The organism is Haladaptatus sp. AB618, assembly GCF_024136965.1.
GTDB lineage: Archaea > Halobacteriota > Halobacteria > Halobacteriales > Haladaptataceae > Haladaptatus.
Window position 1 is genome coordinate 560,809 of the sequence record NZ_JAMYJX010000001.1, and the last position, 17,803, is coordinate 578,611.

The window sequence follows — 17,803 nt, forward strand, 5'->3', positions numbered from 1 at the left end:
ATCGACCGAGCATGATCGGTCGAGACGTGATTCCGTTTGGAATTCTGGTCGTCCTTTTCAGTGGATTTCTCTCCGTCGGCAACGGGATGGCGTTCGACCCGAACGCTGGATACTGGATACTGATTCTCGGGTTGCTGATCGGCCTGTTGGGCCTCACGAACAGCGTTTCGAACGAATTCTCGGAGTGATCCACGATCCGCATCGGTTTCCCGCGGAAAACGTGTGCTCGCTATCGAATCCGAACGCCGCCGACGTATAGCCCGTTACCGAGGATGAACAGGCCGATGGCACCGTAGAGGACGGCCGAGGCGGGGACGGTGTGCGGGTCGATGGCCCAGTCGATGATTTCGACCGCGATGAACGCGAGGAGGAGACCGAACAGTTGCCGGGAGAGAGACCTCGGAAGGACGTGAACGGGACCGAAGAGGCGGCGGGACCGGGATGGGGACGTATCGGAGGACATCATGTGATACTCGATTCGTCAGTAACAAATACGTTCTGTATCCGGTCTGATTTTTCGTGGCCGTTTGATAGGAAACGATTCCAACTTTGGAGCGATGAAGAAGGCCCTGAAAGCCCCTGTCCGTTCGCTACGATTCGTGTATGATGGTTTTGCGATCACAGTTGCTGAGAAGTATACCTCCTCGAAAGCCCCCGTCCGTTCGCGGTCGGGGGGCTTTCTGGGCCTTCTTCGTAGTCGCTGCAGTCGCAAAACCTTCAAATTCGTCTCAGAGCGAGCGGGCGGGGGCTTTCGAGGTCTTTCTCACAGTTGCTGCAGTCGCAAACCGATCGAAATCTATTCTAACTCATCGTAGCGAGCGTGGTTTTCGAAACCACTTTTCGTTCGAACCTGTCCGATTGCTGGGTCGTAACACGTATTCCACGGGGGGACGAATCGACGGACTATGATAGGTATCGTTGGTGGGGGAATCGCCGGATTGGCCGCCGCCTACCGCCTCCAACAGCACGGCTACGACGTGCAGGTATTCGAAGCGAGCGACGACCTCGGTGGACTCGCCGCGACCTACGAGACGAACGGGGACCGCATCGAGAAGTTCTACCACCACCTCTCCGCCTCGGAGGAGACCATCATCGACCTCATGGGTGAACTCGGATTGGACGACGACTTGGAGTGGCCCATCGGGAAGAACGCCTACTACGTCGATGGGGTCGTCCACCCGCTCGACAAGCCGTGGGAAATCCTCGCTTACCCGCACATGAGCGCCTACGACAAGTTCCGGTTGGCGCTCCTCACGCAGGAAATCGACATCCGGGGCGGGATTCCGAAGTTCGATTCCTACGAACGACTGGAGGATTACGAAGACGTGCCGATAGACCAGTTCCTCATCGAGCACACCTCGCGCGGCGTCTACGAGAACTTCTTCGGGCCGCTTCTGGACGCGAAGTTCGGCAGCAGAAAGGAGGACGTGAGCGCGGCGTGGCTCCTCGGACGCATCAAGTTCCGCGGCGAGCGCGACCTCCTGCGCGGCGAACCGCTGGGCTACCTCCGCGGTGGGTTCGGCCGTCTCATCGACGGGCTTGTCGAGGAGGTCGGCAGGGAGAACATCACGACCGGCGTGTACGTCACCGACCTCGACAGCGAGGACGGGCAGGTCACGTCGCTCACGACGAAACCGGCGGGGAGCGCGGAAGTCGCCGCCGCGGACGGCGGAAGTTCGGATGGCGACACCGCGACCGAGACGCACGACGTGGACGACGTCGTCGTCGCCGCGATGCCGAACGTCCTCGAAGAGTTGACGGGATACGAGTGCACCATCGACTTCCAAGGGGCGGTCTGTGCGCTCGTGACGATGGACGAACCGCTGACCGACACCTACTGGCTCAACATCGGACACGACGCGCCCTTCGGCGCGCTCATCGAGCACACCAACTACATCCCGCCGGAGCGCTACGGCGGCGACCACCTGCTGTACGTCGCCAGCTACATTCAGGACTACGAGGAGGAGTTGTGGGGGATGAACGACGAGGAAGTCGAGGACCTGTGGCTGGGTCACATCGAGGAGATGTTCCCCGACTGGGACCGCTCGTCGGTGTCCGAGTTCCGCCTCGCCCGCAACGCGCGCGCCGCGCCGGTGTACGAACGCGGCTATCTCGACATGGTCGTCCCGTACGACCTCGGAGACGACATCGCGGACGGCATCTACTACGCCGGAATGGCGAGCAAGGCCCAGTACCCCGAGCGTAGCCTGAACGGCGGCATCGTCGCGGGCTACGAATGTGCGGACAGAATCGCGGGCCAGAAAGTCGTCGTCGATCCGAACGACTACCAGCAGTCCTCATAACCACCTCGAATACGCCACGCGCAGGGTTTTGCCCGCTCGTCGCTTCCATTATGCATCATGGTTGGGGTGGGGCAGTTGGGAATCGTCGGTATCGGCGCAGTGGCGAGTTTCTTCATGGCGTGGACGGTCGGCGCGGGGTGGACGCCGTACGCGCCCGGCGTCGGCGCTCGTCGGATGACGGTCATGCGAGCGGCCTTCTTCACCGGTCTGTTCGGGATTCTGGGCGCGGTGGTTCAGGGACAGAACGTCACGGAAGCGATTTCCGCCGGACTCATCAACGGCGTGACGCTCTCGCCGGTAGCGGCCGTCATCGCGCTCGTCGTCGCCGCCGGACTCGTCGCGATCGGAATCTTCGCGGGCTATCCGCTCGCGACGGCCTTTACCGCGACCGGTGCGGTCATCGGCGTCGGGTTGGCACTCGGCGGAGCACCGGCGTACGCGAAGTATCAGCAAATCCTGCTCCTGTGGGTGCTGACGCCGGTCTTCTGCGGCGGAATCGCGTACGGACTCGCCCGCCTGATCCGGCGTGACGACGTACCGGACGAGTACTCGATTCCGCTGTTCGGGGCCATCGTCGGCCTCATCCTCGCCAACTCGCCGTTCACCTTCCTCGCGCCGGAATCGGGCGGCGCGTCGGTCGCCGCGGTGGCAGCCGAAAGCCTCCCCGTTCCGTCGCTCGCCGGTCTCGTCGCGGCGACCCTGTTCGTCGCGCTCGTCTTCGGCGTGATACTCCTGATCGAGGTGCGTACCGACGTCAAGACGGGACAGCGACACCTGCTGTTCGGTATCGGCGCGCTCGTCTCGTTCTCGGCAGGCGGGAGCCAAGTCGGTCTCGCCGTCGGGCCGCTCGCACCGATGACGATACCCATCGGACTCTCGCTCGCCGTCGTCCTGCTGTTCGGCGGTATCGGCGTCATGCTCGGCGCGTGGATGGGTGCGCCGCGGATGATCAAGGCGCTCGCGCGGGACTTCTCGTCGCTCGGGCCGCGACGGGCGACCGCCGCGCTGATTCCGGCGTTCGCCATCGCGCAGACGGCGGTGCTGTTCGGCATACCCGTCTCGTTCAACGAAATCGTCGTCAGTGCCATCATCGGGAGCGGTTACGCGGCGGGGGCCGGACGCGTCAGCAAGAAGAAGATGTCCTACACCGTCCTCGGGTGGGTCGTCTCGTTGCTCCTCTCGTTCGTGTTGGCCTACGGCGCGTTCGTCGGCGTCGGACTGATTTAGTCACGTCTCGTGATGCTAACGATTCACCGCAGTCCGTTACCGTAACACCGCGACTCCGGGTATTTGTCAAAAATCTAGATATCCGTTGCGAGCGTACCACGCGATATGGAGGAGAGCGTTGCTGGCTTCAAGGAGACGGGGGACTGGGTGACCATCGTCGAACACGGCGAGAGAATCACGACGGCGCTCGAAGCGGAATCCGTCGAGGGTCGTGCCTTCGACGACTGGAACGAGTGGCGGCCGAAAGTACACGAGCGACTGAGAGAGGACGTCAAAGAGAAGACTGCGGAGCAAGCGAGCGCGTCACGCGGGGAGGGGGAAAAGGCAGGGAAGACGCCGACGGAGGACGTGAAGACAGCACGGGAGGAACTCGGAGACACAGTGTCGGAACTCGCCGAGGGCGACATCGACGACGCGGTCGATGAAGGGCAAGATACCGTCGAATATGCGACGCGTGCGGCCGATACGGTGGGGCGGAAGGCGCTTCGAACCGTCGAGGAAACGGTGTACAAACACGTCATGACGCAGGTGTCGCCGGTGTACTTCGACAACGAACTCGTCAGCGCGAACGTCGAACGCGGTCGGAGCGGAAACGAATACACCTTCGAGGTGAACATCAACGACGACGACCTCAAGGGTCGCGTCGGCGACCGACTGAAGGAGTACGAGGACGTCGACCGCTGGCGTGGCGAGACCGAAAAGCGGACCGATTCCGCCGAGGCCGCCGAGGGAATCGACCCGGTGGAGTGACGACATGTACGACCGAATTCTCGTCCCCATCGACGGCAGCGACGCGGCGGCGAACGCGATTCCGTACGCGCTCGACGCCGCGAAAACGTACGACGCCGCGCTCTACACGCTGTCCGTAGTCAATGCGGGCGACGCTGACGACGGGGAAAAGCGCGAGGCGATGTACGAGGAGTTCGAGACGGAATCGAAACGGACGGTCGAAGATCTGATCGATCGCGCGGAGGAAGAAGGAATCCGAACGACGGCAGGGTCCATCGCCGAGGGGAAGCCACACCGAGCGATTCGTCGGTACGCCGACGAACAGGGTATCGACCTCATCGTGATGGGAACGCACGGGCGGGGCGGTATCCGCTATCCGCTTCGACGGAGCGTCACGGAGGCGGTCCTCCGGCGCGCGGACGTGCCGGTGTTGGTGATCCGATTGGGAAATGACGAGAGTTGAACGGACTCAGGCTTCGCCTTCGTCCACGCCGACCGCGTCCGAGATGTCCACGTCCTCGGGTTCGTCGAACCCGCCCACACGAATCTCGCCGTCGTCACCTTCGACGTACACGTCGTCGGCGAAGCCACCCTCCGCGTGCGGGTGGACCGGATCGTCCAGTTTTTCGGGCGTCGATGGCGCTTCCGGTATCTCGTCGGGCGCGAAGTCGCCGAGCGGGTCGGCGATGGTGATGTCGTGGTTCGAGAAGAACGTCTCGTAGCGCTCGTAATGTTCCTCCAGTTCGTCGCTCGGGAATTCCATCATCTCCGTCCAGCCGTGATTGTAGAAGTCGAAGTTGGACTGGATGTGCGTGATTTCGCGGGCTTCCTCCTCCGGCGCGCCCGCTTGTAGCGCGGCGAGGTACGAATCCATCGTCGCATCGAAGAACGCGTCCAAGCGTTCCTTCCGCTCTTCCCGGTGCTCCGGGTCGGCCTTCTCCAGGAAGATTCCGGTGTGCATTCTCACCAATCCGGCCTTCGTTACGTCCCTGACGACCGGCAGTTCGAGTGCCTTCTTCGACGCGAAGTGGCGCGCGTTCTGGTGGATTTTCATGCACGTGGCTTGGGACGCGAAGGTCTTCAACGTCCCGACTACCCCCTCTATGTGGTCGTTTGATACCGACTTCCAGATAGCAACCCACTTTAATCCCGACGAAGAACGTCTCAGACATGACCGAATCGTACGTGATTATCGGGGATGGTATCGCGGGTAGTTCCGCGGCCGAAACCATCCGTGAAGAGAAGCCAGACGCTGACATCGCAGTCATCACCGACGAAGGTGAAGCGCTGTACAACCGCATTCTCATCAAGGAGTTCGCCAAAGGAAAACTTCCGGAAGCGCCGATCTCCATTCACGAACCCGACTGGTACGACGAGCGCGACATCGACCTCGAACTGAACACGTTCGTCACCGACATCGACCCGGACGCACACGAGGTCCACACGCACGCGAGCGGAACGTACGACTACGACAAACTGCTCGTCGCCACCGGCGGGACGCCGACACAGCTTCCGGTCGATAACAGCGACGCGGACGGCATCCACCACTTCTGGACGTTCCAGGACGCCCGACGCATCGCCGAACACGCGGAAGCGGCGGACACCGGTGTCATCATCGGTGCCGGACTGCTCGGCATCGACCTCGCCGCCATCTGTGCCGCACAGGACGTGGACGCCAAGTACATCATGCGCGGTAACCGCTGGTGGCGCTACGGTCTGAGCCTCGACGGCGCGGAGATCATCCACGACGCGCTCGAAGAGAAGGGCCTCGATATCGTCCTCGAAAGCGGCGTCAACGGCTTCAAGACCGACGACGACGGCAACGTCGTCGCCACCATCGACGCGGACGACAACGAGTACGAGAGCGACTTCGTCGGCGTCGCCATCGGTCTGAACTTCAACACGGAGTACCTGCAGGGCAGCGGCGTCGAGACGGACAACGGCGTCGTCGTCGACCAGTTCATGCAGACGAGCGTGGACGACATCTACGCCGCAGGGGACATCACCCGGTTCTACGACACGATTCTGGACGAGTACGCCCAGAACGGATCGTGGGGCAGCGCGAAGGAACAGGGTGTCGTCGCCGCCAAGAACATGGTCGCGGACGACGAAGCCGAGGAGTTCCGCTGGGTCTCCTCGTACTCCATCACGCACTTCGACTTCCCGTTCCTCTCCTTCGGGTTCCCGACGCTGGGCGACGATGAGTGCGAGCGGAAGTACAGCGACACCGAGTGGCGGCGTCTCTCGTTCAAGGACGGCAAACTCGTCGGCGGCGTCCTGATCGGCGACCTCGCCCCGCAGGGCAAGTACAAGGACCTCATCCGCAACGAAGTCGAGTGTGCGGACCAGAAGGAGGTCCTCCTCGAAAAGCAGTTCGACCCCGAGAAGCTCGCACAGCCACAGGAACAGTAAGATCGTCGTGCGATGCGGTGGTTTTTTTGTCGTAGTTTCGAGAGCGACTGCCCCGGCGACGGGTCGTCGCAACAATCGGCCCCGATTGTCTCGACGTGAAGGTTTAAGTTCCACCACGACAATCGGTAGCACTGACCACATCGGTCGGGTGACTTCGTGAAATACAAAATCGCTCTCGAACCAGTGGAAACGGTCCCTGACGACGCACGCGTCCGCCACTACGACGAACTCGACTACGGTGCGAAGGGGCACTTCCCCGACGTCGTCGAGCGTGGCGAACGACTCATCGACCCGGAGACGGCACGCCAGTTTAGCGACGGCGAGTTCGTCAAATACACCGGCTATTTCCGCGTCCTGCTCGCGTAGCTTCTATTCTCCACGTTTGTTCACCTTTCAGCCGCAAGCTTTAACACCCACTACGACAATTGATAACATATACCAATGGCATCGAACAGCACGAGTAGTCTGGGGTCTTCATCGACCGGAGAACCGGCGGCGCTCATCGTCACCCGAACCGAAACCGTGCCAGCGGGCGTTCCGGTGCGAAGTTACGACGAACTGTCGGACACCGCTCAGGGGTTCCTGGCGGAGTTCGACGGTCACGAGAAGGTCGTCCGGATGACCAGCGACGTGTCCGAGGAGTTCACCGAGGACACCGTCATCGTGTTCAACGACTACCTCCGGGTCGACGTGGCGTGAGGAACCAACAACCGAAGCCGTTTTCTCCGGCAGGACGGCATGTAGGGACATGAGCATGAGCGGAAGCGGTGAGATGACGCTGGCCTTCGAACTGTCGGCGCTCAAAGAGCTTGCGAGCCCCGGCACCGTCTTCGAGGACGCCCGGCGCTGGACGCGCTACGTCGGCGTCATCTCCGACCAACCGACATACGTGGTGACGAACTTCACCCGAAAGAATCGCATCCGACAGGATTTCTTCTCCGGTCCGAAGGGACGGGCCGAAAGCCTCGACAGCGTGAAATCGCAGTTCGACACCGACCGACACGTCTTCGTCGGTACGACCGACGACGACCGTGAACTCGCCGAGGACCACGACTGGGAGTTCCTGCACGTCGAAGACGCCGCCGAGGCGGCCGAGTGGGACCTGGCGTCCGACGCCGACGAGGACGACGAAGGGAAAGAAGAGGACGTGCGCGACGATTGGCCATAGCCACCCGGAATTTTCGTCCCGTCAGCACTCCGCCCGCAGGCGCTGTTTTCCCCGCTCGGTGATCTCGTAACAACACCAGTTCGTGTTTCGCACGAGGTTACGCTCGGCGAGGGAGCGACAGCGGCTCGCGGTGACGCAGTTCGACAGGGCGAGTCGCCGTTCGATGTCGAGTCGAACCTGTATTCCGTCGGCCGCGAGCAATCGGAGGATTCGTTCGTCTATCGGGCGCAGTCGGTCGGGAACCCCGCTGGCCTGTGCCATACGCCACCTCTTTTTTCCGGGGATAAGTAGCTCGCTAAGAGGGGTATTGAGGGGGGACGGTCGGTGGGGAGCGCTATTGAGAACTATCCCTACGCTGACGACACCTGTCGGAATTCGTTCGTATCCTCGCACGGCGATATCCGATCACGCCGTTTAAAATCGTCAGGACCGAACGGACCGGTATGGCAGAACCGCGCGTCCCGGGAGGGAACGGTGCGACGCTCGAACTCCCCTGTGGCGAGACGGTAGCGACCGGACGACTCGACATGGGGATGCGCGAGTACGACTGTGACTGTGGCGAATCGCACGCGGTCGTCATGGACGTGCACCCGCCGTCACGCTTCGTTCCCGAATTTCTCGTGGACATCCTCCGCGAAACCATCGATACGACCGACGAGAACGTCGAGTTCGGCACGCTTCACATCATGGGCGTCGTCATGGAGGAGTTCCCCGAGGACGTCGCCAGCGAGGACGTGGCCGACAACCCCGACCTCGGCTATTCGATGGTCTGGGTGACGGACTTCGACTCCCGACGGCTTCACGAAATCGTCGTCGAACTCATCGTCGAACTGATGGAACACGCCATCAGCCACGCCGAGGACGACGAGGCGATGAGCCAGTTCGAAGCGGACATGCTGAACTTCGACGTGCCGACCTTCGTCGATCAGTATCGAGCCGAACGGGACTTCTCCGGCCCACACGACCGCCCCGCGTGAGGATAGTTCCGCCGAACTGACCTCGCCGAGCAGACACTTGTCTGACAGAGGTTTAAGTGGTGGGCAGCCAACCCTGCTCATATGTCTGCTCGGGAAGAAACGTTCGAATCCATCCGGCAGGCCGTTACCGAGCACGACGCTGGTGAACCGCTCACCGCGCGCGAGATTCTCGAACTCCTCGACGAAACGGACCACAGCGGCGGGGAGTTCGGGAGCACACACGAAATCGCGACCGTCCTCGGACGGCGAGCACGGGCGGGTGACGTACGGGTGATTCGTTCCTCCCCGTACCGGTACGAACTCTAGATTTTTCCACATACCAAACTACAAGACCCCGGGACACGCGCTTCGAGTCGATGCTGGACGAGTTGCTCGGGCGCGCCGAGTTGAAAGAGCGAATCGACGAACTCGAAGACGAGAACCATCATCTCGAACGACGGGCACAAGCCGAGGAGGAACGCCGCTCCGAGGCCGTGACGGAGCGTCAGAACGCCGAGGAGCAGGTCAATCGTCTCGAAAGCCGTATCGTCGAACTCGAAGACAGGGTCGAACGGCTAGGGGACGACGAGGAGTCAGTGGAGTTTCGAGGCACCGAATCGCTTCACGGGAAGCGACTGGACGAGGTGCTGGCCCGTCTCGAACGTATCGAGACGGAACCCGAAGGGGTGCTGACCGCGATGGTGACCGACGACCTGTCGGAGACGGTCCGCGACGCGTTCGGCGACCACGCGCCGCTCGTCGCCCGTGCCGCGCCGTGTTTGGCGCTGACCGACGACGCGGGACTGGTCAGCGCGGCGCTCTCCCCGCCGAATCCCCCGGAGGAGTTCGCCTCGTGGAGCGATTCGTTCGATTTCGATTCGGCGTGGTTCCGCCCGGAGGGGCGCTTTACCTTCGCGCTCGTCCGCTCCGACCTGTTCGCCATCGCGGAGTACGACGGCCGGGAGCGACTGTCCGTTTCGGGCTTCGAAAGCGACGTGAAGGGTGACCACTCGAAAGGCGGGTTCTCGCAGGCGCGATTCGAGCGGATTCGGGAGGGACAGATCGCCGACCATCTCGACCGCTGCCGGGAGGAAATCGACTCCCACGACGCGGACCGACTGTACGTCGTCGGCCAGCGGACGCTCCTCGCGGAGTTCCGCGATGTCGCCGACCGAACGAAACCGGTCGATGCGACCGGAAAACCGAAAGAGGCGCTGGACGACGCGTTCTACGAATTCTGGACGACGCGGCTGTTTCGCATCTAACCGATTCGGCCGTTCCGGATCAAACCGATTCGGCCATTCTGGATCTAGTCCAACTTCGCGTGAAACAGCAGTCGGCCGCATTCCGGACACATCGCCGTCTCGACTTCCTTTCGCTCGTTCATCCCGAGCGAGCCGAGAAGCCCGCCTCGGCGTTCGCTCGTCTTGACGTACGGTTTCCACGCGTCATTCATGCCGAATTTGACCGGTTCGAGCGAAACGCCACAATCGGGACAGCGATCACTGCTCGTCATGGGTAACTCGTCACGGAGAAGCCTCGTGGTCGTTACGATCCGCTCATTCTTCTATCGTCGCGCCACCACCGATCGCGGTCGGATACGCACGGGCCTCGACGTCCTCGTCGTAGAAGGCGTCGAGCATCGCGCTCGCGATGGCGTTCCGTTTCCCGTCGTGACAGACGGCGAGGACGCTCGGTCCGGCCCCGCTCACGGCGACGCCGGTCGCACCCGCGTCGAGTGCGGCGGTTCGGACCTCGTCGAACCCGTCGATGAGCGCCGCCCGCGACCCCGTGACCGACCCGTCTTCGAGTCCCTTCCCGACCAGTTCCGGGTCGTCGCGGAACATCCCGGCGGTCAGCGTCGCGGCGTTGCCCACGGTACTGACGAGTTCGTCGACTTCGACCGATTGGGGGACGACACGCCTCGCGTCCCGCGTCGAGACGACGGTTTCCGGCAGGCAGGCGACGACCGGTATCGACGCGTCCACCTGCGTGATTTCGTCCTCGGTAACGATCGTGAATCCACCGAGAATCGAGGGAGCGACGTTGTCCGCGTGGGCTTCGCCCGAGACGGCCGCTTCCCCCTCCGCCGCGACGCGAACGAGTTCCTTTCGCGTGAGACCGCAGTCGTAGAGTTCGTTCAGCGCGACGGCGGCGGCGGCAGCGCTGGCGGCCGACGACCCGAGTCCCGACGAGGGTCGAACCCCTTTGTTGATTCGAATGTGTGCGGGCGCGCCGAGTTCCTGGGCGACGACGCCCGCCGTGTTCTTCGCCGGTTCCTCGGGGATGTACTGTCGCCCGACACCCGTTACCTCTATCGTCGTCTCCTCGGCGCGTTCGACCCGTACGATATCCGCGGGTCGTTCCAACGCCAACCCGAACACATCGAACCCACACCCGAGATTGGCACTCGTGGCCGGTGCCCGCACTGTGACCATGCAACACGTATCGAAAGCACGGACAAAAACCTTCGCCTCCGGTCGAAAATTGTCCGACGCTGGCGGGGGGTGTATCGAAACGAGATAGGTAGGTTTTATGATGCCCGTTCGGTGCGACGGCTTCCACGTTACCGGGAGAGTCGGCTTTAAGATACCGTGCCACCACCGCACACGCATGCAGGTTGCGATACTGGCGCACGAAAAGTTCCCCGGTCGCGCGAAAACGGCGGTCGGAATTCTACGATATGCGGACTACGATGTCGCAGCGGTGCTCGACCGAGACCATCCCGGCGAACGCGTCAACGACCACGTTCCCGACGTGCAGGACGCGCCCATCGTCGCCGGGATGGACGACGTGCCCGAGGTGGACGCACTCATCATCGGCATCGCGCCCATCGGCGGCGGGTTCGACGAGTCGTGGCGGTCGGACGTGGCGACCGCGCTCTCCCGCGGTTGTGACGTAATCTCCGGACTCCACTACTTCCTCGAAGACGACGAGGAGTTCGCCCGACTCGCCGCGGCGAACGACTGTGAACTCTGGGACGTTCGAAAACCCCACGACGACCTCACCGTCAGCCAAGGCATCGCGAAGGACGTGGACGCCGAAATCGTCCTCACGGTCGGCACGGACTGCTCGGTCGGCAAGATGACCGCGACGCTGGAACTCGTACAGGCGGCCCGCGACCGCGGCGTAAACGCCGGATTCATTCCAACGGGACAGACCGGCATCATGATCGACGGCGGCGGAAACCCCATCGACCGCGTGGTAAGCGACTTCACCGCCGGGGCCGTCGAGGAGACGATTCTGGAGCGCGCCGACGAGTACGACTACCTGTTCGTGGAGGGACAGGGGAGCATCGTCCATCCGGCCTACTCCGCGGTGACGTGCGGAATCCTCCACGGGTCGATGCCCGACAAACTCGTCCTCTGCCACGAGGCGGGCAAGGAGGCCATTCACGGCTACGAATCCGTCTCCCTGCCGCCGATTTCCGAGTACGTCTCGCTCTACGAGGGACTCGCCCACCCCGTTCACGAAACAGAAATCGTCGCCGGAGCCATCAACACCTCCGGAATCGCGGACGACGAGGACGCCCGCGCGGCCGTCGCGGAGTACGGATCCGAACTCGACGCACCCGCGGCCGACCTCGTCCGTTTCGACGCGGATGCGGTCTTGGAGGAGATTCTATGACCCTCACGACGGCGTTCGAACGGATTTCGCTCCCGCTCGAACACGCCTTCACCATCTCTCGCGGAACGCAGACGACGGCCGAGAACGTCGTCGTCAAGATCGAGGACGACGACGGCAACGTCGGTATCGGCGGGGCCGCACCCTCCGAACACTACGGCGAGACGGCGGCGACGGTCGAGGCGGTCATGCCGGACCTGCTCGACGTCGTGGAGCGGGTGGACGACCCGCACGCGCTCGACCACATCGAACGCGAGATGCGCGAGACGGTCAATCGGAATCCCGCGGCGCGCTGTGCGGTGAGCATCGCGCTGCACGACCTCGCCGCGAAACGCACCGGACTGCCGCTGTATCGCTACTGGGGACTCGACCCCGAAGACACGCTGGAAACGTCGTTCACGGTCGGCATCGACACGACCGACGTCATGGCCGAGAAGACGCGGGAGGCCGTCGAAGCCGGGTACGGCACGCTGAAAGTCAAAGTCGGTACCGACCGCGACGAGGAAATCGTCGGCGCGATTCGGGACGAGGCCCCGGACGCGACGATTCGCGTGGACGCGAATCAGGCGTGGAGTCCGAGTGAGGCAGTGCAAAAAATCGAGGCGCTCGCCGAGTTCGACGTGGAGTTCGTCGAACAGCCGATTCCCGCCGAGAATCCCGAGGGAATGCGGTTCGTGCGCGAACGCGCCGCGCTCCCCATCGCGGCCGACGAATCCTGCGTCACGCTGGAGGACATCCCGCGAATCGCCGACAAGGCCGACATCGCCAACCTGAAACTGATGAAATGCGGCGGCCTTCGGGAAGCGATGCGGATGATTCACGCCGCGCGGGCGGAGGGCCTGGAGCTCATGCTCGGCTGTATGATCGAAAGCAACGCCAGCATCGCGGCCGCGTGCCACCTCGTCCCGCTGCTCGACTACGCCGATTTGGACGGATCGCTCCTCCTCGCGGAGGACGACTACGAGGGCGTTCCCATGCCGGACGGCGTCATCGACCTCGAAACCGGCCGAGCGGGAACCGGCGTTCGAAAACGCTAACCCTACTCTTACTCGACCAGTTTTCCGACCCGTTCGGCTCGAAACCCGACCATCTCGTCGTAACCGTCGGTGGACATCAAGACGGGATAGAACGGCCGGTCGGCGCGGAGTTCGCTGGCCCGGTCGTCCTCTCTTCGGGCGAACACCTCTCCTTCCGCGACGCGGACGAAGTTCTCGCCGACGAACTCGTAGTTCGCGCCCTCCACGGCGTCGAACACCCGGTACAGTTCGGGGGAACCGGCGTCCGAAAGGGTATCCAGTGCGTCCATCTCGCCGAGGAAGTTCCGGAGGACGCGCTCGGCGTTTCGCTCCGCTCGTTCGCTTCCCCGGTACCCGCACTCGACTGCCACGCCGTCGACGTAGTCGATGAGGCCGCCAGCGAGGTAGCTGATGTCCACGACGCGCCCCACGCCGGTCGCCCGCGCCAGCCGTTTCGTTCGGTCGTTCAGCCGCGTGACGAGCGCGAACGGCTCGGGTTGTGATTCCGTCGAATGTAAGTCGAGGACGCCACACCCGTCGAGTTCCGGCAGGAGTTCCGCCGCGAGCCGGGATTCGTGTGTTTTCCCGTTCGAGTCTCCCGGAAACGCACGGTTCAAATCCTCGTCGATGAATCGGACGTCCTCCGCGATGGCCTCCTCGTTGGCGAGGACGAAACGAACCGCGCGGGAGAAAGAGGGTTTTTCGGCCAGCACGCGCTCGACGGCCGTCTTTCCGCAGCGTTCGTTGCCGTGCAGGCAGGCGACGACGGCCAGGTCAGGGGTCCCGGCACCGAAGGTCTGGACGCGCATCGATAATCGTGCCACGCAGACCCACGACTTGAGGCTGTGGATTCCCGCACGACGTTGCCTCCTATTCCCGCTTTTTCTCGTGTTCGGTGTCGTGGGTTCGGAGTTGAACCTCCTTGTCCGTTATCCCGTGGATGGCCTCGTGCGGAAGCGGGTAGATGTCCTTCGCCTCGTCCTTCCACCCGAGTAGCATCTTGTACTCGTCGAGGAGGCTCGGATGCGGATCGACGTAGGCGATACCGTCCTCGACCTTGGTGATGATGCCGACCTTCTGCTCGTCCACGTTGAACACCGGCTTGTCCACGTCCTCGGGCTTCGGTGATTTTCGCATAGGGGTCGTACTACTGTCAGCACCTTCATATTAACCGTCGAACGCGGTGCCGTCGTCACCGACCATCGGTCGCGTGAACGTCGTCGGTCGGGTCGTACTCCATCTCTTCGGCGACGGTGCGAACGATTTCGGTCCCGAACTCGCGCTCGACGATGTGGAACGCGAGGTCGATACCCGACGTGACACCACCGGCGGTCAGGATATCGCCGTCGTCGACGACGCGAGCGTCGACGACGTGTGCCGCCGAGTCCCGGAGGTCGGGGAGTGCTCCGGCGTGGGTGACTGCGGGACGACCGTCGAGTAGTCCCGCACTGGAGAGCAACATTCCGCCGGTGCAGACCGCGGCGATTGTCGTTCCCCGTTCGTGGTGCGTCGCCAAAGCGTCGGGAAGGTCGCCTCGTTCCGCTTCCGTCCGCGCTCCCGCCTCGCTCCGGTCGTTCCATCCACCGCCGGGAACGACGATGAGGTCCGGTGAGCGGTCGTCGAGTGTCGCGTCGGGTTCGACACGGAGGCCGTGACTCGCCGTGATTCGTTCCGTTTCCGCGAGCGTACAGAGAGAGACCGTGAGGTCCGAACCGGCATCGCCCGCGTTCTCGAACACTTCGTACGGGCCGATGGCGTCCAACTCGTCGAATCCCTCGAAGAGGACGATAGCGATTTCCATGTTCCGACTATCGATAGCGCTTTTCGAGATAGTAAACCCGCTGGTGAACCGGATATCGAACCCCTGTCCGTCGTGGTTCCTCGCGCCGTCTCAACACACTTATCTGGCGCGTGGCGCGTACCCAACCGCATGAGCGATATCGTTGTCACGCTCCCGGACGGTGCCGAACTCCAGATGGAGGACGGTTCGACCGTGGAGGACGTGGCGTACGAAATCGGCCCCGGACTTGGCAAGGACACGGTGGCAGGTGTCGTGGACGGCGAACTCGTGGACAAAGCGACGCCGCTGTCGGCGGACTGCCGACTCGTCATCGTCACCGACCAGAGCGACGAGTACCTGAGCGTCCTCCGTCACTCCGCCGCCCACGTCTTCGCACAGGCGCTGAAACGACTCCACCCCGAAGCGAAACTCACCATCGGCCCGTGGACCGACGAGGGATTCTACTACGACATCGCGGGCGTGGAACTCGACAGCGACGACCTCGCCGCAATCGAGGACGAGGCCCACGACATCATCGCCGAGGACCTCGACATCGAGCGCACCGAGAAGTCCCGCGAGGAAGCGTTCGACTTCTACGAGGACAACGAGTACAAACAGGACATTCTCGACACCGAGGCGGCCGACGACGACTCGATATCCTTCTACGAACAGGGCGAGTTCACCGACCTTTGTAAGGGTCCGCACGTCTCCTCGACGGGCGAAATCGGCGGCTTCAAACTCCTCGAAACCTCCGCGGCCTACTGGCGCGGCGACGAGGAGAACGACACGCTGACCCGCGTCTACGGTACGGCGTTCCCCTCCGAGAAGGACCTCGAACAGTACCTCACGCGAGTGGAGGAAGCCGAGGAGCGCGACCACCGCAAACTCGGCAAGGAACTCGACCTGTTCTCCATCGACGAGACGACCGGCCCCGGCCTCCCGCTGTATCACCCCAACGGGAAGACCATCCTGCGCGAACTGTCGGACTACGCGGGCGAACTCAACCGCGGCGCGGGCTACGACGAAGTCGAGACGCCCCACCTGTTCCGGACGGAACTGTGGAAGAAGTCGGGCCACTACGACAACTACGTGGACGACATGTTCCTCCTCGACGTGAACGACGAGGAGTACGGCCTGAAGCCGATGAACTGCCCCGGCCACGCGACCATCTTCGACCAGCACAGTTGGAGTTACCGCGACCTGCCGATCCGCTACTTCGAGAACGGCAAAGTGTATCGCAAGGAACAACGCGGCGAACTCTCCGGTCTCTCCCGCGTCTGGTCGTTCACCATCGACGACGGCCACCTGTTCGTCCGCCCCGACCAGATCGAACGCGAGATTCGCCAAGTGATGGACCTCATCTTCGAGGTTATCGAGACGTTCGACTTGGACGTGGAAGTCGCCCTCGCGACCCGCCCCGAGAAGTCCGTCGGTAGCGACGAACTCTGGGAGCACGCGGAGGAGCAACTCCGCTCCGTCCTCGAATCCAGCGGCATGGATTACGACATCGAAGCGGGAGACGGCGCGTTCTACGGCCCGAAGATCGACTTCGGCTTCGAGGACGCCCTCGGGCGCGTCTGGGACGGCCCGACGGTCCAACTCGACTTCAACATGCCCGAGCGCTTCGACCTGAGCTACGTCACCGAGGACAACGAGGAGGAGCGCCCGGTCATGATCCACCGCGCGCTGTACGGTAGCTACGAGCGCTTCTTCATGGTGCTTATCGAGCACTTCGACGGCAAGTTCCCGCTCTGGCTTTCGCCCGAACAGGTCCGCGTGCTCCCCGTCAGCGACGACAATCTTGGGTATGCTCACCGCGTTGCCAACCAACTCGACGACTTCCGCGTGGAAGTCGAGGACCGCTCGTGGACCGTCGGCCGTAAGATCCAGCAGGCCCACGACGACCGCGTCCCGTACATGATCGTCGTCGGCGGCGACGAGGAGGAAGCGGGCACGATTTCGGTCCGCGACCGTCTGGAGCGCGAGGAGAAGGACGTTTCGCTGGAGGAGTTCCGCGAGCATCTGGAAGAAGAGCGCGACGAGAAGAGTACGGAACTCGGGTTCTTGGACTGAAACGGCTGGACCCCTGTGGTATTTCCCTAAGCGAGTTTTTCACGTGGAATCGACCGTCACGTCGTCCAATCATTCGATTTCTAGCTGGCCACTCCCACTATCTCCCTCACCGCTGTTCTCGTCCCATTCGAGTTCGAACTCGATACTCAATTCACCGGGTCCGTCCGTCGGTCCCTCACGTTCGGCTTTGACCTCGAACGTCGGACGAGCAGACGGCTCCATCGTCACGGACTCGGACCCCGATTTGAGCGTAATCGCGTCGCCTTGTTCCAACTTCTCGGCTACACGGCGAAGGTACGTTGCGATTTCCTCTCGACTCTGATCGCTCTCCGATTTGAACAGGACTTCTTCGGGCATGTAGACGTATACACAGCCCATACTGATAACTGCACCCTCTGCTTGGACCGCTCTGCTGAACTCATCCTCTGCACTCAGCACACCGTCACTAACACATCTCGAACGAACCACTCATCCAACCGACCCACTTCTCACTCCAACTCGTCGCTTCCGCTTCG

The 17,803-nt window shown here is 62.7% G+C and carries 24 protein-coding genes; 15 read left to right on the forward strand and 9 right to left on the reverse strand.

What is annotated here, in order from left to right; genetic code table 11:
* Positions 1-11 precede the first annotated feature (11 nt).
* The gene (locus NKF26_RS02935; protein ID WP_253233978.1) at positions 12-188 is read left to right on the forward strand and encodes a hypothetical protein; all 177 of its coding nucleotides are present in this window, start codon (positions 12-14) and stop codon (positions 186-188) included.
* Between the two features lie 41 nt (positions 189-229).
* Here NKF26_RS02935 and NKF26_RS02940 read toward each other — a convergent pair whose 3' ends face one another.
* Positions 230-463, reverse strand: coding sequence for a hypothetical protein (locus tag NKF26_RS02940; RefSeq protein WP_253225261.1), 234 nt, complete (start codon positions 461-463; stop codon positions 230-232).
* Positions 464-905: 442 nt separating this feature from the next.
* Here NKF26_RS02940 and NKF26_RS02945 point away from each other — a divergent pair, with 442 nt between their 5' ends.
* From NKF26_RS02945 to NKF26_RS02960, 4 genes are all read left to right on the forward strand, one after another.
* The gene (locus NKF26_RS02945) at positions 906-2,303 is read left to right on the forward strand and encodes an NAD(P)/FAD-dependent oxidoreductase (RefSeq protein ID WP_253225262.1); all 1,398 of its coding nucleotides are present in this window, start codon (positions 906-908) and stop codon (positions 2,301-2,303) included.
* A 57-nt stretch (positions 2,304-2,360) separates the two neighbouring features.
* Complete coding sequence (locus tag NKF26_RS02950) at positions 2,361-3,530, forward strand: inorganic phosphate transporter (protein WP_253225263.1); 1,170 nt, start codon at positions 2,361-2,363, stop codon at positions 3,528-3,530.
* Between the two features lie 105 nt (positions 3,531-3,635).
* Complete coding sequence (locus tag NKF26_RS02955; RefSeq protein ID WP_253225264.1) at positions 3,636-4,280, forward strand: DUF5828 family protein; 645 nt, start codon at positions 3,636-3,638, stop codon at positions 4,278-4,280.
* A gap of 4 nt (positions 4,281-4,284) precedes the next feature.
* The gene (locus NKF26_RS02960) at positions 4,285-4,722 is read left to right on the forward strand and encodes a universal stress protein (protein ID WP_253225265.1); all 438 of its coding nucleotides are present in this window, start codon (positions 4,285-4,287) and stop codon (positions 4,720-4,722) included.
* A 6-nt stretch (positions 4,723-4,728) separates the two neighbouring features.
* Here the strand turns inward: NKF26_RS02960 and NKF26_RS02965 are convergent, their stop codons facing one another.
* On the reverse strand, positions 4,729-5,313 hold the full coding sequence (locus NKF26_RS02965; protein ID WP_253225266.1) for a DUF6149 family protein: 585 nt from the start codon (positions 5,311-5,313) through the stop codon (positions 4,729-4,731).
* A gap of 116 nt (positions 5,314-5,429) precedes the next feature.
* On the opposite strand from NKF26_RS02965, the gene NKF26_RS02970 reads away from it, so the two are divergent.
* The 4 genes from NKF26_RS02970 (at position 5,430) to NKF26_RS02985 (ending at position 7,839) form a co-directional block, all read left to right on the forward strand.
* Positions 5,430-6,671 carry an NAD(P)/FAD-dependent oxidoreductase gene (locus tag NKF26_RS02970; protein WP_253225267.1) on the forward strand — a complete coding sequence of 414 codons (1,242 nt, stop codon included), beginning with the start codon at positions 5,430-5,432 and terminating at the stop codon, positions 6,669-6,671.
* Between the two features lie 156 nt (positions 6,672-6,827).
* A complete protein-coding gene (locus NKF26_RS02975) occupies positions 6,828-7,037 on the forward strand; it encodes a hypothetical protein (RefSeq protein WP_066141004.1) in 210 nt (69 codons plus the stop codon).
* 75 nt (positions 7,038-7,112) lie between these two features.
* Positions 7,113-7,370: a hypothetical protein gene (locus NKF26_RS02980; RefSeq protein ID WP_253225268.1), complete on the forward strand. Its 258-nt coding sequence runs from the start codon at positions 7,113-7,115 to the stop codon at positions 7,368-7,370.
* Between the two features lie 55 nt (positions 7,371-7,425).
* The gene (locus tag NKF26_RS02985; RefSeq protein WP_369682123.1) at positions 7,426-7,839 is read left to right on the forward strand and encodes a hypothetical protein; all 414 of its coding nucleotides are present in this window, start codon (positions 7,426-7,428) and stop codon (positions 7,837-7,839) included.
* A gap of 21 nt (positions 7,840-7,860) precedes the next feature.
* Here NKF26_RS02985 and NKF26_RS02990 read toward each other — a convergent pair whose 3' ends face one another.
* Complete coding sequence (locus NKF26_RS02990; protein WP_253225270.1) at positions 7,861-8,100, reverse strand: hypothetical protein; 240 nt, start codon at positions 8,098-8,100, stop codon at positions 7,861-7,863.
* A gap of 182 nt (positions 8,101-8,282) precedes the next feature.
* Between NKF26_RS02990 and NKF26_RS02995 the strand changes: the two genes are divergently transcribed.
* The 3 genes from NKF26_RS02995 (at position 8,283) to NKF26_RS03005 (ending at position 10,060) form a co-directional block, all read left to right on the forward strand.
* Positions 8,283-8,816, forward strand: coding sequence for a DUF5815 family protein (locus tag NKF26_RS02995; RefSeq protein WP_066141015.1), 534 nt, complete (start codon positions 8,283-8,285; stop codon positions 8,814-8,816).
* Between the two features lie 81 nt (positions 8,817-8,897).
* Positions 8,898-9,122: a hypothetical protein gene (locus NKF26_RS03000; RefSeq protein WP_253225271.1), complete on the forward strand. Its 225-nt coding sequence runs from the start codon at positions 8,898-8,900 to the stop codon at positions 9,120-9,122.
* 50 nt (positions 9,123-9,172) lie between these two features.
* The gene (locus NKF26_RS03005; protein ID WP_253225272.1) at positions 9,173-10,060 is read left to right on the forward strand and encodes a Vms1/Ankzf1 family peptidyl-tRNA hydrolase; all 888 of its coding nucleotides are present in this window, start codon (positions 9,173-9,175) and stop codon (positions 10,058-10,060) included.
* 44 nt (positions 10,061-10,104) lie between these two features.
* Here NKF26_RS03005 and NKF26_RS03010 read toward each other — a convergent pair whose 3' ends face one another.
* Both NKF26_RS03010 and NKF26_RS03015 read right to left on the reverse strand, forming a co-directional pair.
* The gene (locus NKF26_RS03010; protein WP_066141023.1) at positions 10,105-10,311 is read right to left on the reverse strand and encodes a hypothetical protein; all 207 of its coding nucleotides are present in this window, start codon (positions 10,309-10,311) and stop codon (positions 10,105-10,107) included.
* A 43-nt stretch (positions 10,312-10,354) separates the two neighbouring features.
* Positions 10,355-11,233, reverse strand: coding sequence for a homoserine kinase (locus NKF26_RS03015; RefSeq protein ID WP_253225273.1), 879 nt, complete (start codon positions 11,231-11,233; stop codon positions 10,355-10,357).
* Positions 11,234-11,408: 175 nt separating this feature from the next.
* On the opposite strand from NKF26_RS03015, the gene NKF26_RS03020 reads away from it, so the two are divergent.
* Complete coding sequence (locus tag NKF26_RS03020; RefSeq protein ID WP_253225274.1) at positions 11,409-12,422, forward strand: DUF1611 domain-containing protein; 1,014 nt, start codon at positions 11,409-11,411, stop codon at positions 12,420-12,422.
* A complete protein-coding gene (locus NKF26_RS03025; RefSeq protein ID WP_253233979.1) occupies positions 12,419-13,456 on the forward strand; it encodes a dipeptide epimerase in 1,038 nt (345 codons plus the stop codon). Before NKF26_RS03020 ends, NKF26_RS03025 begins: the two co-directional genes overlap by 4 nt.
* Before the next feature lie 8 nt (positions 13,457-13,464).
* On the opposite strand, the gene NKF26_RS03030 is transcribed toward NKF26_RS03025, so the two are convergent.
* The 3 genes from NKF26_RS03030 to NKF26_RS03040 are packed head-to-tail and all read right to left on the reverse strand — an operon-like array spanning position 13,465 to position 15,236.
* Complete coding sequence (locus NKF26_RS03030; protein WP_253233980.1) at positions 13,465-14,259, reverse strand: succinylglutamate desuccinylase/aspartoacylase family protein; 795 nt, start codon at positions 14,257-14,259, stop codon at positions 13,465-13,467.
* 46 nt (positions 14,260-14,305) lie between these two features.
* Positions 14,306-14,572, reverse strand: coding sequence for a hypothetical protein (locus NKF26_RS03035; RefSeq protein ID WP_253225277.1), 267 nt, complete (start codon positions 14,570-14,572; stop codon positions 14,306-14,308).
* Positions 14,573-14,627: 55 nt separating this feature from the next.
* Complete coding sequence (locus NKF26_RS03040) at positions 14,628-15,236, reverse strand: DJ-1/PfpI family protein (protein ID WP_253233981.1); 609 nt, start codon at positions 15,234-15,236, stop codon at positions 14,628-14,630.
* A 129-nt stretch (positions 15,237-15,365) separates the two neighbouring features.
* On the opposite strand from NKF26_RS03040, the gene thrS reads away from it, so the two are divergent.
* Positions 15,366-17,288, forward strand: coding sequence for a threonine--tRNA ligase (thrS, locus tag NKF26_RS03045; RefSeq protein ID WP_253233982.1), 1,923 nt, complete (start codon positions 15,366-15,368; stop codon positions 17,286-17,288).
* Between the two features lie 69 nt (positions 17,289-17,357).
* Here thrS and NKF26_RS03050 read toward each other — a convergent pair whose 3' ends face one another.
* Positions 17,358-17,645, reverse strand: a complete 288-nt coding sequence (locus NKF26_RS03050) for an amphi-Trp domain-containing protein (protein ID WP_253225586.1) — start codon at positions 17,643-17,645, stop codon at positions 17,358-17,360.
* Positions 17,646-17,803: the final 158 nt, after the last annotated feature.

Excerpts from the sequence above, each read along its gene's own strand:
- NKF26_RS03035 (WP_253225277.1), bottom strand. The coding sequence starts at position 14,572 with ATGCGAAAATCACCGAAGCCCGAGGACGTGGACAAGCCGGTGTTCAAC.
- NKF26_RS03015 (WP_253225273.1), bottom strand. The coding sequence starts at position 11,233 with ATGGTCACAGTGCGGGCACCGGCCACGAGTGCCAATCTCGGGTGTGGG.
- NKF26_RS03005 (WP_253225272.1), top strand. The coding sequence starts at position 9,173 with ATGCTGGACGAGTTGCTCGGGCGCGCCGAGTTGAAAGAGCGAATCGAC.
- NKF26_RS03050 (WP_253225586.1), bottom strand. The coding sequence starts at position 17,645 with ATGCCCGAAGAAGTCCTGTTCAAATCGGAGAGCGATCAGAGTCGAGAG.
- NKF26_RS03040 (WP_253233981.1), bottom strand. The coding sequence starts at position 15,236 with ATGGAAATCGCTATCGTCCTCTTCGAGGGATTCGACGAGTTGGACGCC.
- NKF26_RS03010 (WP_066141023.1), bottom strand. The coding sequence starts at position 10,311 with ATGACGAGCAGTGATCGCTGTCCCGATTGTGGCGTTTCGCTCGAACCG.
- NKF26_RS02950 (WP_253225263.1), top strand. The coding sequence starts at position 2,361 with ATGGTTGGGGTGGGGCAGTTGGGAATCGTCGGTATCGGCGCAGTGGCG.
- NKF26_RS03020 (WP_253225274.1), top strand. The coding sequence starts at position 11,409 with ATGCAGGTTGCGATACTGGCGCACGAAAAGTTCCCCGGTCGCGCGAAA.
- NKF26_RS02965 (WP_253225266.1), bottom strand. The coding sequence starts at position 5,313 with ATGAAAATCCACCAGAACGCGCGCCACTTCGCGTCGAAGAAGGCACTC.
- NKF26_RS02990 (WP_253225270.1), bottom strand. The coding sequence starts at position 8,100 with ATGGCACAGGCCAGCGGGGTTCCCGACCGACTGCGCCCGATAGACGAA.
- NKF26_RS02955 (WP_253225264.1), top strand. The coding sequence starts at position 3,636 with ATGGAGGAGAGCGTTGCTGGCTTCAAGGAGACGGGGGACTGGGTGACC.
- NKF26_RS02960 (WP_253225265.1), top strand. The coding sequence starts at position 4,285 with ATGTACGACCGAATTCTCGTCCCCATCGACGGCAGCGACGCGGCGGCG.
- NKF26_RS02935 (WP_253233978.1), top strand. The coding sequence starts at position 12 with ATGATCGGTCGAGACGTGATTCCGTTTGGAATTCTGGTCGTCCTTTTC.
- NKF26_RS02940 (WP_253225261.1), bottom strand. The coding sequence starts at position 463 with ATGTCCTCCGATACGTCCCCATCCCGGTCCCGCCGCCTCTTCGGTCCC.
- NKF26_RS02995 (WP_066141015.1), top strand. The coding sequence starts at position 8,283 with ATGGCAGAACCGCGCGTCCCGGGAGGGAACGGTGCGACGCTCGAACTC.
- thrS (WP_253233982.1), top strand. The coding sequence starts at position 15,366 with ATGAGCGATATCGTTGTCACGCTCCCGGACGGTGCCGAACTCCAGATG.
- NKF26_RS02970 (WP_253225267.1), top strand. The coding sequence starts at position 5,430 with ATGACCGAATCGTACGTGATTATCGGGGATGGTATCGCGGGTAGTTCC.
- NKF26_RS02985 (WP_369682123.1), top strand. The coding sequence starts at position 7,426 with ATGAGCGGAAGCGGTGAGATGACGCTGGCCTTCGAACTGTCGGCGCTC.
- NKF26_RS02980 (WP_253225268.1), top strand. The coding sequence starts at position 7,113 with ATGGCATCGAACAGCACGAGTAGTCTGGGGTCTTCATCGACCGGAGAA.
- NKF26_RS03025 (WP_253233979.1), top strand. The coding sequence starts at position 12,419 with ATGACCCTCACGACGGCGTTCGAACGGATTTCGCTCCCGCTCGAACAC.
- NKF26_RS03000 (WP_253225271.1), top strand. The coding sequence starts at position 8,898 with ATGTCTGCTCGGGAAGAAACGTTCGAATCCATCCGGCAGGCCGTTACC.
- NKF26_RS02945 (WP_253225262.1), top strand. The coding sequence starts at position 906 with ATGATAGGTATCGTTGGTGGGGGAATCGCCGGATTGGCCGCCGCCTAC.